23 protein-coding genes and 1 riboswitch are annotated in these 23,196 nt (G+C 68.4%); of the genes, 10 read left to right on the forward strand and 13 right to left on the reverse strand.

Going from position 1 to position 23,196, the window contains the following annotated elements; genetic code table 11:
- Positions 1-48: 48 nt before the first annotated feature.
- Entirely contained in the window at positions 49-1,836 is a 1,788-nt protein-coding gene (thiC, locus tag ABZT02_RS26375; protein WP_356021412.1) for a phosphomethylpyrimidine synthase ThiC, read from the reverse strand.
- A riboswitch (TPP riboswitch) is annotated at positions 1,829-2,018 on the reverse strand. It overlaps the preceding gene by 8 nt.
- A gap of 71 nt (positions 2,019-2,089) precedes the next feature.
- Here thiC and ABZT02_RS26380 point away from each other — a divergent pair.
- Positions 2,090-3,829, forward strand: a complete 1,740-nt coding sequence (locus ABZT02_RS26380; RefSeq protein ID WP_356021414.1) for a YibE/F family protein — start codon at positions 2,090-2,092, stop codon at positions 3,827-3,829.
- Between the two features lie 757 nt (positions 3,830-4,586).
- Here ABZT02_RS26380 and ABZT02_RS26385 read toward each other — a convergent pair.
- The 4 genes from ABZT02_RS26385 to ABZT02_RS26400 form a co-directional block, all read right to left on the reverse strand.
- Positions 4,587-5,024: an SsgA family sporulation/cell division regulator gene (locus ABZT02_RS26385; RefSeq protein WP_356021416.1), complete on the reverse strand. Its 438-nt coding sequence runs from the start codon at positions 5,022-5,024 to the stop codon at positions 4,587-4,589.
- Between the two features lie 98 nt (positions 5,025-5,122).
- Positions 5,123-5,917 carry a helix-turn-helix domain-containing protein gene (locus tag ABZT02_RS26390; RefSeq protein ID WP_356021418.1) on the reverse strand — a complete coding sequence of 265 codons (795 nt, stop codon included), beginning with the start codon at positions 5,915-5,917 and terminating at the stop codon, positions 5,123-5,125.
- 433 nt (positions 5,918-6,350) lie between these two features.
- Positions 6,351-6,563, reverse strand: a complete 213-nt coding sequence (locus ABZT02_RS26395; RefSeq protein ID WP_037711649.1) for a DUF5326 family protein — start codon at positions 6,561-6,563, stop codon at positions 6,351-6,353.
- A gap of 158 nt (positions 6,564-6,721) precedes the next feature.
- Positions 6,722-7,039: a cupin domain-containing protein gene (locus ABZT02_RS26400; protein WP_007383239.1), complete on the reverse strand. Its 318-nt coding sequence runs from the start codon at positions 7,037-7,039 to the stop codon at positions 6,722-6,724.
- A gap of 58 nt (positions 7,040-7,097) precedes the next feature.
- On the opposite strand from ABZT02_RS26400, the gene ABZT02_RS26405 reads away from it, so the two are divergent.
- From ABZT02_RS26405 to ABZT02_RS26425, 5 genes are all read left to right on the forward strand, one after another.
- Positions 7,098-7,475: a phage holin family protein gene (locus ABZT02_RS26405; protein ID WP_356021421.1), complete on the forward strand. Its 378-nt coding sequence runs from the start codon at positions 7,098-7,100 to the stop codon at positions 7,473-7,475.
- Between the two features lie 6 nt (positions 7,476-7,481).
- Positions 7,482-7,973: a low molecular weight protein-tyrosine-phosphatase gene (locus ABZT02_RS26410; protein ID WP_356021423.1), complete on the forward strand. Its 492-nt coding sequence runs from the start codon at positions 7,482-7,484 to the stop codon at positions 7,971-7,973.
- Entirely contained in the window at positions 7,970-9,109 is a 1,140-nt protein-coding gene (locus ABZT02_RS26415; RefSeq protein WP_356021425.1) for a cystathionine gamma-lyase, read from the forward strand. Before ABZT02_RS26410 ends, ABZT02_RS26415 begins: the two co-directional genes overlap by 4 nt.
- A gap of 275 nt (positions 9,110-9,384) precedes the next feature.
- Positions 9,385-10,305, forward strand: coding sequence for a LysR family transcriptional regulator (locus ABZT02_RS26420; protein ID WP_356021427.1), 921 nt, complete (start codon positions 9,385-9,387; stop codon positions 10,303-10,305).
- 88 nt (positions 10,306-10,393) lie between these two features.
- Positions 10,394-10,876 carry an NUDIX hydrolase gene (locus ABZT02_RS26425; RefSeq protein ID WP_352391434.1) on the forward strand — a complete coding sequence of 161 codons (483 nt, stop codon included), beginning with the start codon at positions 10,394-10,396 and terminating at the stop codon, positions 10,874-10,876.
- A 12-nt stretch (positions 10,877-10,888) separates the two neighbouring features.
- Here ABZT02_RS26425 and ABZT02_RS26430 read toward each other — a convergent pair whose 3' ends face one another.
- Positions 10,889-12,544, reverse strand: a complete 1,656-nt coding sequence (locus ABZT02_RS26430) for a globin domain-containing protein (protein WP_356021430.1) — start codon at positions 12,542-12,544, stop codon at positions 10,889-10,891.
- 333 nt (positions 12,545-12,877) lie between these two features.
- Entirely contained in the window at positions 12,878-13,510 is a 633-nt protein-coding gene (locus tag ABZT02_RS26435; protein WP_356021432.1) for an HAD-IB family phosphatase, read from the reverse strand.
- 206 nt (positions 13,511-13,716) lie between these two features.
- On the opposite strand from ABZT02_RS26435, the gene ABZT02_RS26440 reads away from it, so the two are divergent.
- Positions 13,717-14,583 (forward strand): GNAT family N-acetyltransferase, encoded by an 867-nt coding sequence (locus ABZT02_RS26440; RefSeq protein WP_356021434.1) that lies wholly within the window; start codon positions 13,717-13,719, stop codon positions 14,581-14,583.
- Positions 14,584-14,665: 82 nt separating this feature from the next.
- On the opposite strand, the gene ABZT02_RS26445 is transcribed toward ABZT02_RS26440, so the two are convergent.
- A complete protein-coding gene (locus ABZT02_RS26445; protein WP_356021436.1) occupies positions 14,666-15,883 on the reverse strand; it encodes an MFS transporter in 1,218 nt (405 codons plus the stop codon).
- 141 nt (positions 15,884-16,024) lie between these two features.
- Here ABZT02_RS26445 and ABZT02_RS26450 point away from each other — a divergent pair, with 141 nt between their 5' ends.
- Together ABZT02_RS26450 and ABZT02_RS26455 are read left to right on the forward strand one after the other, a co-directional pair.
- Positions 16,025-16,507, forward strand: coding sequence for a MarR family transcriptional regulator (locus ABZT02_RS26450; protein WP_356021438.1), 483 nt, complete (start codon positions 16,025-16,027; stop codon positions 16,505-16,507).
- A 9-nt stretch (positions 16,508-16,516) separates the two neighbouring features.
- Positions 16,517-16,969, forward strand: a complete 453-nt coding sequence (locus ABZT02_RS26455) for a GNAT family N-acetyltransferase (RefSeq protein ID WP_356021440.1) — start codon at positions 16,517-16,519, stop codon at positions 16,967-16,969.
- Positions 16,970-17,055: 86 nt separating this feature from the next.
- On the opposite strand, the gene ABZT02_RS26460 is transcribed toward ABZT02_RS26455, so the two are convergent.
- The 3 genes from ABZT02_RS26460 to dnaB form a co-directional block, all read right to left on the reverse strand.
- On the reverse strand, positions 17,056-18,441 hold the full coding sequence (locus tag ABZT02_RS26460; protein WP_356021442.1) for a serine hydrolase domain-containing protein: 1,386 nt from the start codon (positions 18,439-18,441) through the stop codon (positions 17,056-17,058).
- A 480-nt stretch (positions 18,442-18,921) separates the two neighbouring features.
- Positions 18,922-19,062 carry a hypothetical protein gene (locus tag ABZT02_RS26465; protein ID WP_356021444.1) on the reverse strand — a complete coding sequence of 47 codons (141 nt, stop codon included), beginning with the start codon at positions 19,060-19,062 and terminating at the stop codon, positions 18,922-18,924.
- On the reverse strand, positions 19,062-20,540 hold the full coding sequence (dnaB, locus tag ABZT02_RS26470) for a replicative DNA helicase (RefSeq protein WP_356021446.1): 1,479 nt from the start codon (positions 20,538-20,540) through the stop codon (positions 19,062-19,064). The genes ABZT02_RS26465 and dnaB overlap by 1 nt, the downstream gene beginning before the upstream one ends.
- 459 nt (positions 20,541-20,999) lie before the next feature.
- Between dnaB and ABZT02_RS26475 the strand changes: the two genes are divergently transcribed.
- Positions 21,000-22,337: an MATE family efflux transporter gene (locus ABZT02_RS26475; RefSeq protein WP_356021448.1), complete on the forward strand. Its 1,338-nt coding sequence runs from the start codon at positions 21,000-21,002 to the stop codon at positions 22,335-22,337.
- 139 nt (positions 22,338-22,476) lie between these two features.
- On the opposite strand, the gene rplI is transcribed toward ABZT02_RS26475, so the two are convergent.
- Both rplI and rpsR read right to left on the reverse strand, forming a co-directional pair.
- Positions 22,477-22,923 (reverse strand): 50S ribosomal protein L9, encoded by a 447-nt coding sequence (gene rplI / locus ABZT02_RS26480; RefSeq protein WP_069759556.1) that lies wholly within the window; start codon positions 22,921-22,923, stop codon positions 22,477-22,479.
- An 18-nt stretch (positions 22,924-22,941) separates the two neighbouring features.
- Positions 22,942-23,178, reverse strand: a complete 237-nt coding sequence (gene rpsR, locus ABZT02_RS26485) for a 30S ribosomal protein S18 (protein WP_003949403.1) — start codon at positions 23,176-23,178, stop codon at positions 22,942-22,944.
- Positions 23,179-23,196 lie beyond the last annotated feature (18 nt).

Raw genomic sequence — 23,196 nt, forward strand, 5'->3', positions numbered from 1 at the left:
GCAAGCCGAAGACCCGGCCGCGGGCCACCCGCCGACGGTTCGCCCGCGTCAGTCGGCGATCGGCAGATACACCCGATTGCCCGCCGCCGCGAACTCCTTCGACTTCTGGGCCATGCCCTCCTCGATCTCCTCCGGACTGCCGCCGTGGCGACGGCGGATGTCCTGGGAGATCTTCATCGAGCAGAACTTCGGCCCGCACATGGAGCAGAAGTGAGCCGTCTTGGCCGGTTCGGCCGGGAGGGTCTCGTCGTGGAACTCCCGGGCCGTGTCGGGGTCGAGGGCCAGGTTGAACTGGTCCTCCCAGCGGAACTCGAAGCGGGCGTCGGACAGGGCGTCGTCCCACTCCTGGGCGCCTGGGTGTCCCTTGGCGAGGTCGGCCGCGTGGGCGGCGATCTTGTAAGTGATGACACCCGTCTTGACGTCGTCCCGGTTGGGCAGGCCCAGGTGCTCCTTGGGCGTGACGTAGCAGAGCATCGCGGTGCCCCACCAGGCGATCATCGCGGCGCCGATGCCGGAGGTGATGTGGTCGTAGGCCGGCGCGACGTCGGTGGTCAGCGGGCCGAGCGTATAGAACGGAGCTTCATCGCAGATCTCCTGCTGAAGGTCGATGTTCTCCTTGATCTTGTGCATCGGGACGTGCCCCGGGCCCTCGATCATGGTCTGTACGTTGAAACGCTTCGCGATCCGGTTGAGTTCCCCCAGCGTGCGCAACTCCGCGAACTGCGCCTCGTCGTTGGCGTCCGCGATCGAGCCGGGCCTGAGGCCGTCGCCCAGCGAGTACGTGACGTCGTAGGCGGCGAGGATCTCGCACAGTTCCTCGAAGTTCTCGTACAGGAACGACTCCTTGTGGTGCGCCAGGCACCACGCCGCCATGATCGAGCCGCCACGCGAGACGATGCCGGTCTTGCGGTTGGCCGTCAGCGGTACGTACGGCAGGCGCACGCCCGCGTGAACCGTCATGTAGTCCACGCCCTGCTCGGCCTGCTCGATGACCGTGTCCTTGTAGATCTCCCAGGTCAGCTCCTCGGCGCGACCGTCGACCTTCTCCAGCGCCTGGTAGAGCGGCACCGTGCCGATCGGGACGGGGGAGTTGCGCAGCACCCACTCGCGGGTGGTGTGGATGTTGCGGCCGGTGGACAGGTCCATGACCGTGTCGGCGCCCCACCGGGTCGCCCAGGTCATCTTCTCCACCTCCTCCTCGATGGAGGAGGTGACCGCGGAGTTGCCGATGTTCGCGTTGACCTTCACCAGGAACCGCTTGCCGATGATCATCGGCTCGATCTCCGGGTGGTTGACGTTCGCCGGCAGCACCGCGCGGCCCGCCGCGATCTCCTCACGGACGACCTCGGGAGTGACGTTCTCCCGGATGGCCACGTACTCCATCTCCGGTGTGATCTCGCCGCGACGGGCGTAGGCGAGCTGCGTGACCGCCTTGCCGTCACGGCTCCGGCGCGGCTGGCGCGACCGCCCGGGGAAGACCGCGTCGAGGTTACGGAGGCCACCCCGCGGTGAGGTGTGCTTGATCCCGTCGTCCTCGGGGCGCACGGGACGACCCGCGTACTCCTCGGTGTCCCCGCGGGCGATGATCCAGTTCTCCCGCAGTGGCACAAGGCCCCGGCGGACGTCCGTCTCGGTGAGCGGATCGGTGTACGGGCCGGAGGTGTCGTACAGCGTGACCGACTGCCCGTTGGTGAGGTGCACCTGACGAACCGGCACCCGCAGATCGGGGCGCGAGCCCTCGACGTACGCCTTGTGCCAGCCGATGGACTTCCCGGCCTCCGTGTCGAGCTGGTCGTTCTGCTCGGAGGCAGGCGTGCGCGCGTCCTTGATGGTCATGAGACCTACTCCCTACGCCGGCATTACCCGGTAACAGGTTCGGCGGTCGACGCAGCGGTTTCCGTCGGCCGACGTTTCGTGGGGAACGTCACTCGCTGGAGATGACGTTCCACGTGAAACATCGCTGGGACGGAGGTCAGCGCCCTCTCAGCCCGGTGCTCCGAGCTCCCGCGTGTACAAAGGTGGCTCCACGCTAGCGTCAATTCGGGCGCGGTGAACAGAGGGCCCCTGTCGTTCTTGCGATGATCGGGCGGTGACCACGACGCATCAGCCCCCGTACCCGCCTCCCGAGCCTCCGCGCCGACCGGGCTCCGGAAGCGGCCCTGGGCACGGCCCCGGCAGCGGCTCTCGCGGTGGCTCCCACGGTGGCTTCGGGGGCGGTGAGGCCGGTGGGGTCGGAGGGGCCGGCGGCTGGCACGAGCATGAGCACGAGCCCAGGGGCGGGCACGGCGGCGGTCCCGACTACGGCCGCGGTCAAGGCGCGAGCCACGGTGCCTCAGGCGGCGGTGGCGGCGGTCTGGGCGGTGGCGGTGGCCATGGCGGCGATGGGCGCGGGCATGGTCCCGGTGACGGGCACGGTTCCGGTGACGGGCACGGGCATGGGAGCGGGCCCGGGCATGAGAGCGAGGCCGGCTCCGGCGGTGGGCACGGTCACTCGCACAGTCATAGCCATGGACCGGCAACTCCCGTCTCCAAGCACCTGCGCAAGGTCATCGCGGCAATCCTCATCCCGTTCGGTGTAGCTGTGGTGGTGGGGCTCGGGGTGCTGTGGCCCGGTGGTGCCCCGGCGCACGAACGCACCGGGGTCGGCTTCGACCGGCAGACCCAGCAGGCCACGGTCAGCAAGGTCGTGAGCGTCAGCTGCAAGTCGGTGAACGCCTCGGGGGAGACCCCGACCGGGGACACCTCCACCGCCGAGGGCTCGTCCGCCGAGCAGCAGGCCAACGGCACCTGCAAGAAGGCGACGATCCGGGTCGACACCGGCGACGACAAGGGCCGCACCTTCACGGAGATCGTCCAGCCTGACCAGTCGCGACAGTTGCACGAGGGCGAGAAGGTCGTGGTCGCCTACGAGCCCTCCGCGCCCAGGGACCTCCAGTACTCGGTCACCGACGTGAACCGCAGGTTCCCGATGGGCCTGCTCGCCGGGATCTTCGCGCTCGTCGTCGTTGTCGTCGGGCGGCTGCGCGGTGTCATGGCACTGGTCGCGCTGGCCGTCAGCTTCCTGCTGCTGAACTTCTTTGTCCTGCCCGCGATCCTGCAGGGCTCGAATCCGCTGCTCGTGGCGGTGGTCGGGTCGAGCGCCATCATGCTGATCGCCCTCTACATGTGCCACGGTCTGTCGGCCCGTACCTCCGTGGCGGTACTGGGCACGCTGATCTCGCTGGTGCTGATCGGCGTCCTCGGCTCGCTGTTCATCGGCTGGGCAGCGCTGACGGGCAACACGGACGACAACACCGGGCTCATCCACGGGCTGTACCCGTCGATCGACATGAGCGGTCTGTTGCTCGCCGGCGTCATCATCGGCTCCCTCGGTGTCCTCGACGACGTGACGGTCACGCAGACGTCGGCGGTCTGGGAGCTGCACGAGGCCAACCCCACGATGGGCTGGCGCGGGCTGTACCGCGCGGGTATCCGGATCGGCCGCGACCACATCGCGTCCGTCGTCAACACCCTCGTCCTCGCCTACGCCGGTGCCGCGTTGCCACTGCTGTTGCTCTTCTCCATCGCGCAGTCCAGCGTGGGGACTGTCGCCAACAGCGAGTTGGTGGCGGAGGAGATCGTGCGTACGCTGATCGGCTCGATCGGCCTCGTCGCCTCGGTACCGGTCACGACGGCCCTGGCGGCCCTGGTGGTCTCGGCCGACCGACCGGGGGCGGAGGCTGTGGCGGGGATGTCGGCGCCCGTACCGGCGACGAGTGCGAGTGCGGGCACGGCCGGCAGTCGGCCGGTGGCGGGACGCGGTGGGAGGGGTCGGCGGCGCAAGCGCTGAGAGAGGCCCCGGGGTTGGGCCAGTACTCCGCCCACCCTTCCTAGCCCCGGTTCCGGATCACTTCCCGGCTCCCCGGCTCCCGGGTCGCGGGCTGGACTTCGGGGCTCCGGACTCGGGTTCGGGGTTCCGGGCTGGGCTTTGGGCTTTTGGGCTCGGGTTCCGCCGCTCGGGTGCCGCCGCCCGCCGCCCGCCGCCCGGCTCCCGGCTCCCGGCTCCCGGCTCCCGGCTCCCGGCTCCCGGCTCCCGGCTCCTACAAGGAAACTCGTTCGCCGTAGTGCGTGTGCGAACACGCGCGCCGCATCCGCCACCTCCGCTCCCACGCCGACCTCGGCGCACGAGCGCACGAGCGCAAGAGCGGACTAGTGGCCCGCCGCCTGGGCATTCCTACGGCTCCCACGCCCCCGATTGCCGGTCCCGGCCGTCGGGACGGGCCACATCGACCGCTTCGGCAGAAGCACCGCGATGGTCTCCCGCAGCCTTGGTTCCGATCAGAGCACCGTCCCGCCCCGCATCCCCAGCGAGCCGACTCACCGCTGTCGCCCCGCGCTGAGAGTGATCAGTGCTCATCGCCCGCCTCGACGAATTCCCGCATCCTGATCCGATCCGGCAGCCTCCCCAGGCCGCGAGCCCGGCCACCCCCTCACCAGCACGAGCTCCCAGTCCGGTCTGACCGAGCCGAGGAGCCCGACTCGGCAGAAGCGTTCCTGCGCCCTCCCGCCCCACGAGGAAGGGTTCCGGCAGCTCGCCGCAGAACGCATCAGCCCGCGCTCTGCTCCTCCGCCAGGATCCGGTCCAGCGCCTCGTCGAGATGGGTGTCGAAATCGGCCAGCGCGGCCTCCTGGCCCAGCGGTACCAGCTTGTCGGTGCGGTCGAGGAAGGCGATGATCGGCGCCGTCGATGAGCGGAACAGGGCCTGGTCGCCGCCGACCTGAAGCCTGATCAGGACATCACCCAGTAGGTCGGAACCGGCGGGTGAGACCCGTACATCACCCTCCCCGCAGGGCCGGCCCACCCCGTCGATCAACAGCTCGCGGCCGAACGCCCAGGTCACCGGGGCATCGCCCGGGAGATGGAAGGTCAGCCGGACGGCATAGGGATCGCAGGCCTCGTATCCCAACTCCACCGGAATACGGAAGGAGAGATCCTCCGACACGAGAAAGCTCATCATGACCTCTGCCTGTACGGACTCGCGCATTGCCTACCCCGTCATCTGCCTTCGTTGGCCCGGAATGATCCCTCTGACACTGGTGGCATCTTGCTGAACGTGCACGACAGATCACAAGGAGTGAGTTTTCAGATACTGATAGAGATCGAGAGCGAGCCCATCAGGCGCCCGATTTCCTCTTGAAGTTGCTGGGTGGCGGCCAGCAACCGGTCCGACTGATGAACGGGCAACGAGATGGCCATCGTTGCCGCAGCATTACCCACCGTGATCGGAATCGCCGCACACACCGTCCCGAGCGCGTACTCCTGACGCTCGATCACCGGCCCCATCCGCGCGGTCCGTTCGAGACGCCGGAGCAGGCTGTGGCCGTCGCGCACGGTGTACGGCGTGATGGACTGCACGGGGTACCGGTCGAGGTGGTCGCGCCGGGCCTCGTCGTCGAGCTGGGCCAGCAGACACTGCCCGATGGCGTGGGCGTGCCCGGTCTCGCGAAAGTCGGCCCACTCCTCGACCGCCGGGTTTCCGGGGCTGTCGGAGACGCAGAGGACATCGATCTCGCCGTCCCGGTACTGGGCGTAGTAGACCGGCACGCCGATCAGGTCGCGCCAGTGCGCGAGCGCCTCGACAACGGTGCTGCGACGTTTCTGCTCGGCTCCGTTGCTGCTCAGTCGCTCGGCCGCCTCCCCGAGGAAGAACAGACCCTTGTCCCGGCGCAGATAGCCCTCGTGCACGAGGGTGCGCAGCAGGTGGTACGCCGTGGGGAGCGCCAGCCCGGTCTCGCGGGCGAGTTGTTTGGCGGGGGCGCCGTGCTCGTGCTCCGCGACGGATTCCAGCAGGCGCATCGCGCGCTGGACGGACCCGATCAAGGTCGCGGTGTGGGCCTGTTCGGGAGGTTCGGCGGAGGACGCCGCGTGCCGCTGCACAGGGGCTGACGGCCGAACCGGGGCCGTCGGCCGTACGGGAGCGGTTGACCGTACGGAAGCCGTCGGCCGTACGGGAGCGGTTGGCTGTACGGGAGCGGACGCCCGTACCGGAGCTGCCGGTTGGGCAGGAGCTCCCGGACCTCCAGGAGCCGTCGGTCGTACCGAAGCCGTCGGCTGTGTCGGAGCCGTCGTCGAGCGGGCGTCGATCTGTGCGGGTGCGGTGTCAACCGTGGCCAAGGGTCACTCCCGGAGCGCGAGGGGGGTAGCCCGTGCGGGGAACACGGGGGGTGTACTCCGCTCGCGGGGTCGCCCCCGCGTCGAGTTCCGGACTTTAACGGTCCGCCACCGCACGTATACGGCCCGTACGGAAAACTTCCCCCGCCCGAGGGAACGGGGGATTCCTGTTACCGGTCGCCCCGCTCGCTCCGGACGCTCACCAGTCGCTGCGCGACGAGGAGCTCGACATGAACTTTCGTACGACGTAGACGAGTCCGCCGACCAGGGCCACGAAGACCAGCAGCTTGAAGAGCAGGCCGATGACGAAGCCGACGACCGTGGCTATCAGTCCGCCGAACACGACCAGGGCGATGACCGGCACCGCGATCCACTTCACCCACCACGGCAGCCCCGCGAAGATCTCTCCCATCGCATTTACCTCTCTGAAGTCCGGCACCGTCCGGCCCCTCTGGTACCGGATCCACCAATGTCGTGCTCTCGATGCTAGGGCCGGGAGGTACCGCTGCGGGGGCCTCGCACCCCTTGTCCTCCCCTGACTGATCCCCTAGGGAACCCCGAGGCCACAGGTCAGCTCTCCGGGGGAGAGAAGACCACCATGACCCTGAGGTCCTCGCTGATGTGGTGGAACTTGTGAGCGACTCCGGCCGGCACGTACACCACGCTGCCGCGCGCGACCTGGGTGGTCTCCATGCCCACGGTGATCGCCGCGCGTCCGCTGACCACGAAGTAGACCTCGTCCTGGTGGTGCGGCTGCTGCGGGTCCTGCGCGCCCGCGTCGAGTGCGTACAGGCCGACCGACATGTTCCGTTCACGCAGGAACTGCAGGTAGGCGCCGTCGTTGGCGGCGCGCTCCGCCTCCAGTTCATCCAACCGGAATGCCTTCATCGACTTGGTCCGCCCTCGTCAGTGCCCGTAACCGATCTCTTCTGTCACGATCAGACACATGAAGAATTTCCTAGTCAAGACGATCGCCAACGCGGGCGCTCTGGCGGTCGCCGTCTGGCTGCTCGACAAGATCACCCTGACCGGTGACAGCACCAGCAAGAAGGTCTGGACGCTGATCCTCGTCGCCCTGGTCTTCGGCCTGGTGAACTTCCTGGTCAAGCCGGTCGTGAAGCTCCTGACCTTCCCCCTGTTCATCCTGACGCTCGGCCTGTTCACACTGATCGTCAACGCGCTGATGCTCCTGCTGACCTCATGGCTCGCCGACAAGCTCGACCTGAGCTTCCACGTCGAGGGATTCTGGACCGCCGTTCTGGGCGGTTTGATCATCTCGATCGTGTCCTGGGCCCTGCACGTCGTCCTGCCCGACGAGGACTGAGGAGGCATGACCTACCGCGTCTGTTTCGTCTGCACGGGCAACATCTGCCGTTCCCCGATGGCCGAGTCGGTCTTCCGCGCCCGCATAGCGGAAGCCGGCCTGGAGGGACTGGTCGAGGTCGACAGTGCCGGTACGGGCGGCTGGCACGAGGGCGACGGCGCCGACCCCCGCACCGTGTCCGTCCTGGAGGACCACGGCTACGACGGCGCCCATACGGCCCGGCAGTTCCAGCCCTCCTGGTTCTCCCGCCTCGACCTCGTCGTCGCCCTCGACGCCGGCCATTTGAAGGCCCTGCGACGCCTCGCGCCCACGCCGGAGGACGCCGGGAAGGTACGGCTGCTGCGTTCGTACGACCCCGCCGCGGGCGACGACCTCGACGTTCCGGACCCGTACTACGGGGGCCTGGACGGCTTCGAGGAGTGCCTTGAGATGGTGGAGGCGGCGAGCGAGGGTCTGCTCGCCGCCGTGCGCCGGCAGACGGAAGGACGGGTGGCATGAGCGACAGGGCTGTGGACCAGGGCGAAGGCACGCGCGCGGTGCGGGCCGGACTGCCCGAGGCGGTCAAGAACGAGCCGACCCTGCCCGGTCCGGCCTTCGCCGCCCACTTCCATCTGCCCGGCGAGGTCGACGGGCCCTACACCTACGGCCGCGACACGAACCCGAGCTGGAGCCTTCTCGAACGCGCCATCGGCGAGCTGGAGGCGCCGGGGCAGAACGGCGTGGAGACGCTGGTCTTCGCCTCGGGCATGGCCGCCATCTCCGCCGTGCTGTTCGCGCAGCTGCGCGCCGGGGACACGGTCGTCCTGCCCAGCGACGGTTACCAGGTGCTGCCGCTGATCCGCGCTCAGCTGGAGGCGTACGGCATCGAGGTGCGCACCGCTCCGACCGGCGGTGACGCCCAGCTCGAGGTCCTCGACGGCGCACGGCTGCTGTGGATCGAGAGCCCGTCCAACCCCGGCCTGGACGTGTGCGACATCCGGCGGCTCGTCGAGGCGGCACACGCGCGTGGTGCGCTCGTCGCCGTCGACAACACGCTCGCCACGCCGCTCGGACAGCGCCCGCTGGAGCTCGGCGCCGACTTCTCCGTGGCCAGCGGCACCAAACAGCTCACGGGGCACGGAGACGTCCTCCTCGGGTACGTCACCGGTCACGAGGGCGAGGCCATGGACGCCGTCCGCCGCTGGAGGAAGATCGTCGGGGCGATCGCGGGTCCCATGGAGGCCTGGCTCGCCCATCGGTCGATCGCGACCCTCCAGATGCGGGTCGACCGGCAGAACGCGACCGCGCTCGTGCTCGCCCAGGCACTGCGGGAGCGGCCCGACGTGGCCGGGTTGCGCTACCCGGGGCTGCCCGACGACCCCTCGCACAAGATCGCGTCACACCAGATGCGCCGCTATGGATGCGTGGTCTCCTTCACGCTGCCCACGCACGCGCGTGCGGACCGTTTTCTCGACGCCCTGCGGCTCGTGGACGACGCCACGAGCTTCGGCGGGGTGCGCTCCACGGCCGAGCGGCGTCGGCGCTGGGGCGGCGACGACGTGCCGGAGGGCTTCATCCGCTTCTCGGTCGGGGCGGAGGATCCCGAGGACCTGGTGGCGGACGTGCTGCGTGCGCTGGACGAGTCGGCCGACTAACCGTCTCAGCAGGGGTTCTTACGAGGCTCGATGACCATCCGCGTACTGCTGGCCGACGAGACGCGCGGCCACGTCCGGGTACGCGCAACGGACGGTCCGAGCCTCCCCCCTCGTGGCTCGGACCGCCCCGGTTCCCGCGCGCGAAGAACCGCGCGAACAAGGCTAGTTGACTCTGTGTCAGTGTCCAATCACAGTAGCGACAGAGACCTATCGACATATTTATAGTGGGGCCCCTGCCCCGGGCCGGGAGAAGGGCAGGGGAAGGGGGCGTCGCCATGGATCTGGCCTTGCTGCGCACCTTTGTAACGGTGCACCGGGCCGGTTCCTTCACCCGCGCCGCCGCATTGCTCGGACTCTCGCAGCCGGCCGTCACCTCCCAGATCCGCACCCTGGAACGGCAGTTGGGCCGTCCTTTGTTCTTACGGCAGGCCCGCGGCGTGACCCCCACGACCATCGGTGACGAACTCGCCCACAAGGCCGCGCCTCATCTGGACGCCCTGGTGGAGATCGCCGAGACCGGTCTCGACGACGAGTCGTCCCTGCGCACGCTGCATCTTGCGGGGCCTCCCGAGTTCACCGCCGAGCGGGCGCTGCCCGCGCTCACCGAGCTGACCGGCGAGGACGGCCAGGGCTTCGCCCTGCGGGCCTCCTTCGGGAACGCCGAGGAGACTCTGGAAGGTCTGGCCGCCGGACATCACGATCTGGCCATCACCACGGCCCGTCCACGGGGCGCGCTGCTCACCGCGAGCACGCTCTGCGACGAGGAGCACGTCCTGGTCGCCGCCCCGAGCTGGGTCGGCCGGCTCGACTCTGGGGAGGCGGTCGAGGCCCTTCCCGCGGTCAAGCGAGCTCCCGCGTTCGAGGACGTTCCTGTGATCGAGGTGCACGAGTCGCTGCCCTTCGTCTCGCGCTACTGGGCCTCCGTCTTCGATTCCCGTCCGGCCGCCCCGGGCACCGTCGTCGTCCCCGATCTGCGTGCTGTGCTCGCCTGCGCCGTCGCGGGTGCCGGGCTCGCCGTGCTGCCGCGCTATCTGTGCGCGGCTGCCCTGGAGCGCGGTGACGTCATCGCGCTGCACGAGCCCCCCGTGCCGCCGCTGCGGACGTACTTCCTGGTGGTCCGCACGGGGACGCTGGCCATGCCGCATATCGCGCGGGCGCACGAATGGCTGCTGCGAGCGGCTGCCGACTGGTGTTGAGCTGGTGTTTTGCGCTGTTGACGCAGCGAGCCCGGCCGGTGACACCTCGCGATGTTTCACGTGGAACCATCCGGGCCACATACCCCCCATGACCGTCCGACCCGTGGTCAAGCGCACCGCCCGTGCCGTCCTGCTGGACGGCGACGATCTGGTCCTGATCAAGCGCACCAAACCCGGCATGGATCCTTACTGGCTGACCCCCGGCGGCGGAGTCGAGCCGACGGACACGACCGTCGTCGACGCCCTGCACCGCGAGGTGTACGAAGAGCTCGGCGCCAAGATCACTGACGTGGTGCCCTGCTTCGTGGACACCGTCGAGCACATCGGCGACGACGGCGGCGCGACCGGAGTGAAGGTGCAGCACTTCTTCGTCTGCCACCTGGAGTCGATGGACCCGTCCCTACGCCACGGACCCGAGGTGGACGAGCCCATCGGTGAGTACGAGATCGTCCGGGTGCCGTTCACCCGCGTCGGGATCGCCTCCGTCCACCTGGTCCCGCTGTCCCTGCGCCACTACCTGGACGGCAACATCGAGGGCGTACGGGCCATGCACGCACCCGACCTGGGCTGACCTCTCGCAGGGTCACTGGGCCAGGACGAGCTCCTCCACGGAGTCGTGGCGTATGCGTTCCGACGGGATCCCGAGGGACCTGAGCGTCTCCACACCGCTGCGGATCATGCCGGGCGGTCCCGAGAGGTAGGCGTCGTACTCGCGCCAGGGACCGTATTCGCGTACGGCGTCCGGGAGCTGGAGACGGGCCTGCCGGTCGACGATGGCGCGGACCGACAGCCAGGGGTGGGACTGCTGGAGCCTGAGCATCGTGTCGATGTCGTACAGGTCGTCGTCGGTGCGAGCTCCGTAGAACACCTCGACCGGCCGCCGTGCGCCGTGTTCGGCCACGTCCTCGACCAGCGCCTTGATCGGAGCTATGCCTGTACCGCCGCCCAGACAGAGCAGTCCGCTGTCAGTGGTGTGGTCCACGGTCATCGACCCGGTCGGCGGACCGAGCCGGATGATGTCGCCGGGGCGGGCCCGGTGCACCAGCGCGTTGGAGACCCAGCCCGCGGGAACGGCCTTCACATGGAAGGACAGCAGGCCGTCCGAGCGGGGCGCCGAGGCGAAGGAGTAGTGCCGCCATATGCGCGGCCACCACGGCGTCTCCAGACTTGTGTACTGGCCGGCGAGGAACGGATACGGCTGGTCGGGCCGGACGGTGACGACGGCGACGTCGGGGGTCCTCAGGTCGTGCGACACCACCTCCGCGTACCACCAGGCGGGGGCGCGCAGTTCGTCCGCCGCCGCCGCGTCGATCATCACCTGCGAGATCGTCGTGTACGTCCGGACCCAGGCCGCTTCCGTCTCCGCGTCCCAGATGCCGGAAGCGTACGTGCTGAGCGCGCCGATGAGGCACTCCCCGACCGCCGGATAGTGCTCGGCGCGGGTGCCGTACTTGCGGTGGCCCCGGCCCAGGTTCTGCAGGTAGTCGGCCAGGACCGGGGTGTCGTCGATGTGCTGGGCCGCCGTCAGCAGCGCCCTGAACAGGCGGTCCCGCTGGGCGTCCATGGCGGCGGGGAACAGTGGGCGCAGATCGGGGTGGCGTACGAAGAGCAGCGCGTAGAAGTACGACGTGACCTTCTCGGCCACGGGCGCGACCTCGGCCATGGTCCGGCGGATGAGGACGGCGTCCGGGGAGGGCGGCTGGTCTCGTGGGGACAGGCTTGGAAGGAGCACAGGGGTGGTCCCGAGCGCTTTGAGGGTGCCCTGGTGCGGGGAGGAGCGCCGGACGGGGACTCGGGGGCGTGCGGAAGGGGTGTCGTCCGGCGCTGCGGGGAGCTGGACCGGGGCGGGCCGCGGTATCCGCGCCGGGGAATGTAACCCGTCCGGCCGTGTCGGGACCTGTGCCTGGGCGGCCGGGGTGGGTATCTCCTCGGCTGGTGTCGCTTCCTCGTCGTCGGTCTCCGTACGGGGTGGCACTGTGCCTTGAGCCGAAGCGTCGGCCGGTGCTGTGGCACCAGTCGACTGGTCCCGTTCACTGGCTGCCGGGACTCCTGCAGAGCCCGCCCCCGGCCTGCCGACCGGGCGCAGCGCGGCCGACCTGCTTTCCTCTGTCGTCTCCTGTTCGGCACCGGGGGCCGCTGTCGGCTGGTTGCGTGGAGCGAACCAGCCGCCACCCCCGGAAGTGCCGTCGTCGGCCGACGTGGAGGTCGGAGCGTCCATGGTGTGCCTCGCCTCGAACATCTCTCGGTCGGTCTGCGCACTTCCTCGGTCGGAAGGTGCCTTTTCCCGCAGACGGCTTGCGTTCCCGGTTCGGCGTCACGGCCAACACAGCCACTTACAACCCGTATTCGCAGTCCGTACGGACAAGTAGGCGCGAGTGTGGCATTGGCCGCGGCACCCTCACTGCAGCGTCCCACCAGGTACGGATGCCCTGGCTCCATAACCACAAATGCGGGTCTTCGATCTCTCCGTCCCGTTAGGCTGCATTGCCCCGCTCTCGGCCGCCTGGGATGGTCATACCTCGGTACGGACAGGAACCGGTGTCGACCCTACCGGTCGCCGTCATAGCCTCAATTACCGAGCATGGCGCACCAATTCATAGGCTTCCCACAGATCTCTGCCCTTGTAGGAGTGGGTCGAGATATCGGACAGGTGATGGTCTGCATTGACCGCCACCGAGATCGGCACCGCGGCGAACAGGTCCTTGTCGGAGGAGGAGTCTCCATAGGCAATGCAGTCGGCTCTTGTCACTCCGAACTGCTTGCAGAGCCGGTCCGCGATCAGGACCTTGGCGGCGGCGCTGAGTACTCCGGCAGGATCCACGGGCTCGGTGAAGGGGATGGCCGGAAAGCGGGATCCGTACGCGGCATGAGCTCCCCAACCGGTCAGCCGTTCCACGAAGAAGGATGGCGAGAGTGACACGACCGCGCAGTAGTCGCCCTGCCCTCTGATCTCCGCCCAGACCTCACGTATGCGGGCCAGCCATGGGGCACCTTCGAAGGCCGCGACGACGTGTGCCTCGGTCAGGGACACCCACAGCGCGTACACCTGCTGCGCATATTCCGACGGGCCTATCAGCCCGGCGCCGATCGCCTGGTCGAGTGCCACCGTCTCGGCCTCAAGGCCGAGTTGCCGGGAAATCTGCACGGGCGCGCTGGTTCCGTGCAGCAAAGTGCCATCGAGGTCGAAGAGATGAAGTCTCGCCATGTCTTGAGGCTAGTGGTCCATGAGATCGGTGAGGTGTCATGCGTGCTTCCGGTCGATCGCCGGACGGTCGTCGTTCTCCGATGTTTCACGTGAAACATCGGCATTTGATCGCGTGCTGTGCGCTTGGCTACGACATGGCCAAAAGCTCGTACGCACCCCGGGAAACAAGTGGACGCCGAGGGTACCCGTCGGACAGCCTGACCTGCGTGCCGATTTCTTCTCTCGCCGCTCTGCCCATCCGCCGTCTGACGCTTCGCGATCTCACCGCCTGCGCGGACCTGTCCGAGAACCGAGGGTGGCCGCGCGAGGAGCACAAGTGGGGCCTCCTCCTCGCGGCCGGAAAGGGCTACGGCATCGACGACCCCGACGGGGGTCTCGTCACCGCCTGCGTGGTCACGGAGTACGGCCCCTACAGCGAGCCCGATCTGGGAGCGATCGGGATGGTGCTGGTCGCCGAACGGCATGCCCGGCAGGGCATTGGCCGCCGGCTCATGCGTCACATTCTCTCCGCGATGGGCACCACCCCGCTGACTCTTCACGCGACGCCCTACGGCCGCCCGCTCTACGAGGAACTGGGCTTCAAGGTCACCGGCCATGCTGAGATGCTCCGCGGACACTTCATTCCGGGCGGCCCGGACCCGACGGTGAGCACGCGAGCGGCCACCGCCGAGGACCTCGCCACGATCCTCCGGCTCGACGAAGAGGTGCTCGGCACCGATCGCACCCACCTCATCACCCGGCTGCCTGCCTTCGCCGACCAGTTCCGCGTCGCCGAGGAGAACGGCCGGATCATCGGCTACGCGGCTGCCTGGCCCAACATGCACACCCATGTCGTGGGTCCGCTGGTCGCCCGTGACACCAAGACGGCCCAGTCACTCCTGACCTCGCTCGCGGCCGGCACCGACCGTCCCCTGCGTACCGACATCGACGTACGGCACGAAGCGCTACGGGCGTGGGCCCGGGAACGCGGTCTGGCGCCGGTCACCCTCAACTCGATCATGACGTACGGGATTCCGGAGCTGCCGGGCGACTGGCATCGGCGGTTCGCTCCGCTGACGGTGGTCGCGGTCTGAGACATGCCTGTACGACGGCGCCGGTGCCCCGGACTTCGGGGAACCGGCGCTGTCGTCATGCCGGGCCGCAGGCCACTCAGGTTCAGTGGTGCACCGCGGTCGGCTGTTCCGGCTGTTCCGCGGGTGTCGCCCCTGCGACCACGGCACTAGGAGCGGTGTCCCTTCGCTCCAGCGCAGCCGAGAGGAACGCGAGAAGGAGAGCCCCCGCGGCCAGGGCGGCGCCCACCCAGTTGGGAGCGGTGTAGCCGAAGCCGGCCGAGATGACCAGACCGCCGAGCCAGGCGGAGAGGGCGTTGCCGAGGTTGAAGGCACCGATGTTGACGGCCGAGGCGAGCGTCGGGGCCTTGCGCGCCTGGTCGAGGACCCTCTTCTGGAGCGGCGGCACGGTGGCGAAGCCCAGTGCGCCGATGAGAGTGATCGTGACGCCGGCCAGGATCTTGTGGTGCGCGGTGAGCGTGAAGAGGGCCAGCACGAGGGCCAGGGCGCCCAGGGACACGTACAGCATGGGCATCAGGGCCCGGTCCGCGTACTTGCCGCCGACCAGGTTGCCGCCGACCATGCCGAGGCCGAAGAGGACCAGCAGCCAGGTCACCGAGCCGTCGGCGAAGCCCGCCACGTGGGTCATCATCGGCGCGATGTAGGTGATGGCGGCGAAGACCCCGCCGAACCCGAGGACGGTCATCGCCATGGCGAGCAGCACCTGGGCGTTGTTGAAGGCGACCAGTTCGTGACGCAGGCGCACACCCTCCGGCCGGGGCATCTCGGGGACGAGCCGGGCGATGCCGATCAGGCCGACCACGCCGAGGGCCGCGACGATCGTGAAGGTGAGACGCCAGCCGGCGCTCTGGCCGATCAGCGTGCCGAGCGGGACGCCGACGACATTGGCGACGGTCAGGCCGGTGAACATCATCGCGATGGCTCCGGCCTTCTTGTCCGGGGCCACCAGGTCGGCGGCGACGACCGAGCCGATGCCGAAGAAGGCTCCATGGGCGAGGGAGGCGACCACTCGACCGATCAGCATGACGGTGAACGACGGGGCGACGGCGGAGAGCAGGTTGCCGACGATGAACAGCCCCATCAGCAGCATCAGCATCCGCTTGCGCGAGATCTTGGTGCCGAGGGCGGTCATCAGGGGGGCGCCGAACATGACGCCCAGCGCGTAGCCGGTGACCAGGAGGCCCGCGGTGGGGATGGAGACCCCGAAGTCGTCCGCGACCTGGGGCAGCAGGCCCATGATCACGAACTCCGTCGTTCCGATTCCGAAGGCCCCGATCGCGAGAGCCAGAAGCGCGAGCGGCATGGGGGTGACACCTTCCCAGACGATTGCAGAGCATGTTGCACACGCTCACAATAATTGCAGACGCGTGCTACTTGCAAGCGACGGTATTCTCGATTCGCTTATGCCCGGGCCAGGAGCCTCAGGACGGAGGAAGCAGGCCCCATGACCGCCACAGACCCCGCGCTCACCGCCCTCGCCCAGGGCTGGTGCGCGCTCTCCCTGCTGCACGGCCGGATCGAGGCGCACATCGAGAAGGCCCTGCAGAGCGCACACGACCTCAGCGTGCGCGAGTACTCCCTGCTCGACGTCCTGGGCCGCCAGCACGACGGCGAGGGCGAACACCTGCAGATGAAGCAGGTCGCCGACGCCGTCGTCCTCAGCCAGAGCGCCACCACCCGCCTGGTCACCCGCCTCGAGGACCGCGGCCTGCTCGCCCGCTACCTCTGCCCCACCGACCGCCGCGGCATCTACACCGACGTCACCGACACCGGCCGCACCCTCCTCGAACAAGCCCGCCCCACCAACGAGAACGCCCTGCGAGAAGCCCTCGACCAGGCCGCCACCAACCCCGAACTCGCCCCCCTCGTACGAGCCCTGGAAGCTCTCCGCCCGCCCGCGGTGCCCGCGCGCGAGTACCCCTCATAGGGTGCGAACATGGGAGATCTTGAAATTCGGCCCGCCACGGCGGACGACGTCTCTGCGATCGTCGGCATGCTTGCCGACGACCCCTTGGGCGCCCAGCGCGAGTCCCCGGACGACCTGGACCCCTATCTGGCCGCGCTGGAGCGACTTTCCTCCGACCCGAACCAGCATCTGGTCGTCGCCACACGAGACGATCGCGTGGTCGGCACGCTTCAGCTCACCATCATCCCGGGACTGTCCCGGCGCGGTGCCACCAGATCGATCATCGAAGGTGTGCGCATCCATGCCGACGAGCGGGGCAGTGGACTCGGCTCCCGGCTCATCGAGTGGGCGATCGAGGAATCCCGACGGCAGAACTGCCAGTTGGTTCAGTTGACGTCCGACAAGACACGCACGGATGCCCACCGCTTCTACGAACGGCTCGGTTTCACGGCCTCACACGCGGGCTTCAAGCTGCCCCTCTGATCCTCCCCCACGGCCGTTCGCTCGCACAGCATGGCGCCCTGTTTCACGTGAAACAGGGCGCCGCTCGGTCGACCGGGCAGGGGCGCCTAGCCGATGCCTCGCCAGCCCTGCGGATCCACCCCACCCGGCACGGAAGACCCCTCGTCGTACGGCTGACGAGTGAATACGAACGAACCGAGGTCGAGATGGTCCACCGATCCGTCAGGCCGCCGTACGGCCTTCAGGACCTCCCCCTGGAAGTACCCCTCCAGGCCGGTCCAGGTGCCGTCGCCGTCGGCCCGGAATCGCGAGCGCCGGCCTGCGCCCGACAGGGGCTCCAGCGAGACGAGCCCGTCTGCCGTCAGCCGTAGGGCGAATCCGCTCGTTCCCCAGTACCACTGGCCCGCCAACTCCAGTACGCGTGAATCGGCTTCGCGCATCGGACGCCAGGGTTCGGGGATTTTGGGCTCGGCCTCGGCGACGATCCGTACGAGATCGGCCCCTACGACGGACAACAGCGGGCCGGAGGTGCAGTTGGCCAGCACGACCGCGGCGACGTCGTCCGCCTCACTGAACGTGAGATTCGCGAGGAATCCCGGCAGCGAGCCCGAGTGCCCCACGAGCAGCCGTCCATCGCGGTACTGGATCTGCAATCCGAGCCCGTACGTGGCACTGTCAGCGAGTTCCCCCGTCCCAGCCGGTGCCGCGGGCGTGCGCATCTCCCGCACGGTCTCCGCGCACAGAACCCGGTCGTCGCCGTTCGTCAGGAAGACCGCGAAACGAGCCAAGTCCGCCGTGGTGGACCAGAGTTGCCCGGCCGGCGCCATCCGCCCGAGGTGTTCGCAGGGTTCGGGCAGCATCACATCGGCCCACGGGTGGACGGCCCAGCCGCCCGCATGCGGCGCTTCCGGACGGACACTCGTGCGGTCGAGACCCAGAGGTACGAGTACTTCTCGCCGGAGCACCTCTTCCCACGGAGCCCCGCGCAGTTTCTCGACGAGTGCTCCCAGCAGGGTGTAGCCGGGGTTCGAATAATGGAAAAGGCGTCCTACCGGATGCAGGAAGGGGTGCTCGCCCAGTACGTCGGTGAGTTCGGGACGCAGAGCCCCCGGGGTGCGCTCCCACCAGGGCGAGGGAGACTCGGCCGCCAAACCGCCGGTGTGGGAGAGGAGTTCGGCGATGGTTGCCTCCCCCGCTCCCGTGCCGGGTACATGCTTCTCCAGCGGGTCCCCGAGGTCGAGCACCCCCTCGTCACGCAGTCGCAGGACGAGAACGGCGGTGAAGGTCTTCGTGATCGAGCCGATGCGGTACTGCACGTTCTCGTCCGGGCCGTGCCCGTCCACCGAGGTGCGCGCACCGTGCCACACGGTCCGTCCGTCCCGCACGACCGCCGCGACCAGTGAGGGAGCCCTCCCCTCCGCCTGCGCCGTGGCGATCCGGTGCAGCAGCGCCCGACGTGTGCCGGGAAGCAGCTCTTCCTGAGATGTCGTCATGCCCCCAGTCCATCCCGTGGGATACGCGGGCGTCGACTTCTTTAACCCCGGCGGTGGTGTGGATGGCCGACCGACGGCTGCCGTCTCAGAGCCGTGGCATTTCCTGGTCGGACATTCGGCGGACCTGTGCGGCGATGGCAAGCGGATCCGTCGGTCGCGTGGGGTCCACGGTGATGACGGGGCCGTAGCCGAGCGGCCGGTCGTACTGGGCCAGGATCTCCGGCGAGAGCTCGCAAACCACATGGACCGGGTGGGCGGTGGCCGCCCGTACGGCATAGCGACGAGCGGCCTCCTCCGGTGGGCAGGAGCAAGGACTTTGACCACCCTGGCGGTCGGGGAACCCAGGTGAGGACGCGTATCGGAAGGGCATGGCAGTAAGTGCGCCTCCAGGATCGCCTCCGGCAGCCTGCGGTGAGCGTCCAGAGCAACCGCATGGCCGCAGTACCCAGCCGGCGTGAGGGCACCCGCGGGTACCTGCAGCTAGTCGGGCAGAGTCTCCTTGATGTGGTCCTTGGCGGCCAGCAGGGGGAAACGGAGCGTTTCCGACGGTGGCCGCGCCAGGGTGCTCTTGCCGGCCCCGGGCGCCCCGGTGACCAGCATGGTGCGACGCGGCACCGACATCAGGTCTGGGCCATGTCCACGAAGCGCGAGTAGTGCCCCTGGAAGGCGACGGTGATCGTCGCCGTAGGGCCGTTACGGTGCTTGCCCACGATGATGTCCGCCTCGCCCGCGCGGGGCGACTCCTTCTCGTAGGCGTCCTCGCGGTGCAGCAGGATCACCATGTCGGCGTCCTGCTCGATGGATCCGGACTCACGCAGGTCGGACACCATGGGCTTCTTGTCCGTGCGCTGCTCGGGACCACGGTTGAGCTGCGAGAGCGCGATCACCGGGACCTCCAGCTCCTTGGCCAGGAGCTTGAGGTTGCGGGACATGTCCGAGACCTCCTGCTGACGGCTCTCGGAGCGCTTGGAACCACCGGCCTGCATCAGCTGCAAATAGTCGATGATCACGAGCTTGATGTCGTTGCGCTGCTTCAGCCGCCGACACTTCGCACGGATCTCCATCATCGACAGGTTCGGGCTGTCGTCGATGTAGAGGGGCGCGGAGGACACCTCCGGCATCCGGCGCGCCAGCCGAGTCCAGTCCTCGTCCGTCATGGTGCCCGAACGCATGTGGTGCAGGGCCACCCGTGCCTCGGCCGACAGGAGACGCATCGCGATCTCGTTGCGCCCCATCTCGAGGGAGAAGATGACGCTGGCCAGGTTGTGCTTGATCGAGGCCGCGCGGGCGAAGTCCAGCGCGAGGGTGGACTTTCCCATGGCGGGGCGGGCCGCGATGACGATCATCTGGCCCGGGTGCAGTCCGTTGGTGAGCGAGTCGAGGTCGGTGAAGCCGGTGGGCACACCGGTCATCTCACCGCTGCGCGAACCAATCGCCTCGATCTCGTCGAGCGCGCCCTCCATGATGTCGCCGAGCGGCAGGTAGTCCTCGCTGGTGCGCTGCTCGGTGACCGCGTAAATCTCGGCCTGGGCGCGGTTGACGATCTCGTCGACGTCGTCGTCGGCCGCGTATCCCATCTGGGTGATGCGCGTCCCCGCCTCCACCAGGCGCCGCAGCACCGCCCGTTCATGGACGATCTCCGCGTAGTACTCGGCGTTCGCCGCCGTGGGCACGGTCTGGACGAGGGTGTGCAGATACGATGCGCCGCCGACCTTGTTGATCTCGCCGCGCTTGGTGAGCTCGGCGGCGATCGTGATGGGGTCGGCCGGCTCGCCCTTGGCGTAGACGTCCAGGATCGCCTGGAAGATCGTCTCGTGGGCGGGTTTGTAGAAGTCGTGGCCCTTGATGACCTCGACGACGTCCGCGATGGCGTCCTTGGACAGAAGCATGCCGCCGAGGACGGACTGCTCCGCGTCCAGGTCCTGGGGCGGGACCCGCTCGAAGGCCGTGCCTCCGCCGTCCCACGCGTCGCTGTCCCGGCCGCGGTCGTGCTGCTCGTCTCGGCCCCGGCCTCCGTCGCTGCGGCGGCGCGAGGAAGGCAGACGATCACTGGGACCGCTGTCGGCCCACGGGTCGTCCAAGGGCTCGGAAATGCTCACCGAGCCACCTCCTCCCGTCCGCCGAGCGGACCTCGCCGTGCTTCTCAGTTCTACGGCACGGCACTGACAATTGAGACGCCCAACTCCGGTTCTGGCGCGTCGGTTTTGGGATGGTTTTCCAGCCGACGGATGGAGCGGGCGCCGGACCACCGTAGGCCCGCGGGCACCGTCAGCCAATCTGGTTATCCACAGGCCATGTGGACGACGGCCCGGATGCTGTGGAGAACTCGGCAAAACCTGTGCACGACCCGGTGGACAGCCCTGTGAACAAGCTCCCTTCTAACCTCCCAGAAGGGTTCTGACCTGTGCCTTCGCCGTCCACCGGCTGTGCAGAAGAAAAACTTTCCCGGTCGGCTCAAGATCAGTTCGAACTGTACACAGCAGCGCACACCTCCCGAACACGAGTAAGGGTCTAATCTCCATTGCATCTCTTACCTGTGGACGATTAGATTGGTGCACATGACACAGGCGTCCGCGGCCCCCAGGGCCACCCGACGACAGCACGACCGCGAGATCGTCGCACTCGCCGTTCCGGCCTTCGGTGCGCTCGTCGCCGAGCCCCTCTTCGTCATGGCCGACAGCGCGATCGTCGGCCATCTGGGCACTGCCCAACTCGCCGGCCTCGGCATCGCCTCGGCCCTTCTCACCACGGCCGTCAGCGTCTTCGTCTTCCTCGCTTACGCCACCACGGCCGCCGTCGCCCGCCGTGTGGGAGCCGGTGATCCGCAGGCCGCCATCCGCCAGGGCATGGACGGCATCTGGTTGGCGCTGCTGCTCGGTGCCGTTGTCATCGCTGTCGTCCTGCCCACCGCGCCATCGATCGTGGAGCTCTTCGGTGCCTCTGACACCGCCGCTCCCTACGCGACCACCTATTTGCGGATCTCCGCCCTTGGCATCCCAGCCATGCTGGTGGTGCTCGCTTCGACCGGGGTACTCCGCGGGCTGCAGGACACCAAGACTCCTCTCTACGTCGCCATCGCCGGCTTCGTGGCCAACGCCGCTCTCAACGCAGGCCTCGTCTACGGCGCCGATCTCGGCATCGCGGGCTCCGCCTGGGGCACCGTCATCGCCCAGTGCGGCATGGCCGCCGCCTATCTCGTGGTCGTCGTCCGCGGGGCCCGCAGACACGGCGCCTCTTTGCGTCCTGACGCCGCGGGGATCAGAGCCTCCGCCCAAGCTGGCGTCCCCCTGCTCGTCCGCACGCTTTCCCTGAGGGCGATCCTGATGATCGCCACAGCCGTCGCAGCCCGCCTGGGGGACGCCGACATCGCTGCCCACCAGATCATCCTGTCCTTGTGGAGCCTGCTCGCCTTCGCCCTGGACGCCATCGCCATCGCCGGGCAGGCCATCATCGGGCGCTATCTGGGCGCCGACGACACCGAAGGCGCCCGCCAGGCGTGCCGGCGGATGGTGGAATGGGGCATCGCGGTGGGGATCGCCCTCGGCGTGCTGGTCGTACTCTCCCGACCGCTGTTCCTTCCCCTGTTCACCAGTGACTCCACGGTCAAGGGTGCCGCCCTACCCGCTCTATTGATCGTGGCTCTCTCCCAGCCGATCTGCGGCGTCGTCTTCGTCCTGGACGGTGTGCTGATGGGAGCGGGTGATGGACCCTATCTCGCCTGGGCCATGGTGATCACCTTGGCCGTCTTCGCCCCGATAGCTCTGCTCGTACCCGCACTGGATGGCGGCCTCACCGCGCTGTGGGCAGCGATGACTCTGATGATGGTGGTCCGCATGCTGACACTCTGGCTGCGAACCCGTTCAGGCCGCTGGATCGTCACCGGCGCGACCCGCTGACCGTTTCACGTGAAACATCGTGGGCCGTCACGTTTCACGTGAAACACAACGCGACCCAGGAACGGTTCACAGCATGCAAGAGGGGCCGTACCTACGTAGGTACGGCCCCTCTCACCGCTGCTCAAGACAACCGCAGCCGTCAGGCCGCGACGACCTCGATGTTGACCTTGGCGGCAACCTCGGGGTGCAGACGCACGGACGTCTCGTGGGCGCCCAGGGTCTTGATCGGCGAGCCCAGCTCGATGCGGCGCTTGTCGACCTCGGGGCCACCGGAAGCCTTGATCGCGGAAGCGACGTCGGCCGGGGTGACGGAACCGAAGAGACGACCTGCATCGCCGGAGCGGACGGCCAGACGGACCTTGACACCCTCGAGCTGGGCCTTCACCTGGTTGGCCTGCTCGATGGTCTGGATCTCGTGGATCTTGCGAGCACGACGAATCTGCTCGACGTCCTTCTCGCCACCCTTGGTCCAGCGGATCGCGAAGTTCCGCGGGATCAGGTAGTTGCGAGCGTAACCGTCCTTGACGTCGACGACGTCGCCCGCGGCACCGAGGCCGGAGACCTCGTGGGTGAGGATGATCTTCATTAGTCGGTCACCCTTCCCTTATCGCGCGGTGGACGTGTAGGGCAGCAGCGCCATCTCACGGCTGTTCTTGACTGCCGTGGCGACGTCACGCTGGTGCTGCGTGCAGTTGCCGGTCACGCGGCGGGCACGGATCTTGCCGCGGTCGGAAATGAACTTCCGCAGCATGTTCGTGTCCTTGTAGTCCACGTACGTGACCTTGTCCTTGCAGAAAGCGCAGACCTTCTTCTTAGGCTTGCGCACAGGCGGCTTCGCCATGGTGTTTCTCCTGTGTGA

The sequence above is a fragment of the Streptomyces sp. NPDC005402 genome (genome assembly GCF_040606575.1).
GTDB lineage: Bacteria > Actinomycetota > Actinomycetes > Streptomycetales > Streptomycetaceae > Streptomyces.

Coding starts and splice junctions, on each gene's coding strand:
- thiC (WP_356021412.1), bottom strand. CDS start 1,836: ATGACCATCAAGGACGCGCGCACGCCTGCCTCCGAGCAGAACGACCAG.
- ABZT02_RS26385 (WP_356021416.1), bottom strand. CDS start 5,024: ATGCGCGAGTCCGTACAGGCAGAGGTCATGATGAGCTTTCTCGTGTCG.
- ABZT02_RS26395 (WP_037711649.1), bottom strand. CDS start 6,563: ATGGGAGAGATCTTCGCGGGGCTGCCGTGGTGGGTGAAGTGGATCGCG.
- ABZT02_RS26400 (WP_007383239.1), bottom strand. CDS start 7,039: ATGAAGGCATTCCGGTTGGATGAACTGGAGGCGGAGCGCGCCGCCAAC.
- ABZT02_RS26405 (WP_356021421.1), top strand. CDS start 7,098: ATGAAGAATTTCCTAGTCAAGACGATCGCCAACGCGGGCGCTCTGGCG.
- ABZT02_RS26410 (WP_356021423.1), top strand. CDS start 7,482: ATGACCTACCGCGTCTGTTTCGTCTGCACGGGCAACATCTGCCGTTCC.
- ABZT02_RS26415 (WP_356021425.1), top strand. CDS start 7,970: ATGAGCGACAGGGCTGTGGACCAGGGCGAAGGCACGCGCGCGGTGCGG.
- ABZT02_RS26420 (WP_356021427.1), top strand. CDS start 9,385: ATGGATCTGGCCTTGCTGCGCACCTTTGTAACGGTGCACCGGGCCGGT.
- ABZT02_RS26425 (WP_352391434.1), top strand. CDS start 10,394: ATGACCGTCCGACCCGTGGTCAAGCGCACCGCCCGTGCCGTCCTGCTG.
- ABZT02_RS26430 (WP_356021430.1), bottom strand. CDS start 12,544: ATGTTCGAGGCGAGGCACACCATGGACGCTCCGACCTCCACGTCGGCC.
- ABZT02_RS26435 (WP_356021432.1), bottom strand. CDS start 13,510: ATGGCGAGACTTCATCTCTTCGACCTCGATGGCACTTTGCTGCACGGA.
- ABZT02_RS26445 (WP_356021436.1), bottom strand. CDS start 15,883: ATGCCGCTCGCGCTTCTGGCTCTCGCGATCGGGGCCTTCGGAATCGGA.
- ABZT02_RS26450 (WP_356021438.1), top strand. CDS start 16,025: ATGACCGCCACAGACCCCGCGCTCACCGCCCTCGCCCAGGGCTGGTGC.
- ABZT02_RS26455 (WP_356021440.1), top strand. CDS start 16,517: ATGGGAGATCTTGAAATTCGGCCCGCCACGGCGGACGACGTCTCTGCG.
- ABZT02_RS26460 (WP_356021442.1), bottom strand. CDS start 18,441: ATGACGACATCTCAGGAAGAGCTGCTTCCCGGCACACGTCGGGCGCTG.
- ABZT02_RS26465 (WP_356021444.1), bottom strand. CDS start 19,062: ATGTCGGTGCCGCGTCGCACCATGCTGGTCACCGGGGCGCCCGGGGCC.
- ABZT02_RS26475 (WP_356021448.1), top strand. CDS start 21,000: ATGACACAGGCGTCCGCGGCCCCCAGGGCCACCCGACGACAGCACGAC.
- rplI (WP_069759556.1), bottom strand. CDS start 22,923: ATGAAGATCATCCTCACCCACGAGGTCTCCGGCCTCGGTGCCGCGGGC.
- rpsR (WP_003949403.1), bottom strand. CDS start 23,178: ATGGCGAAGCCGCCTGTGCGCAAGCCTAAGAAGAAGGTCTGCGCTTTC.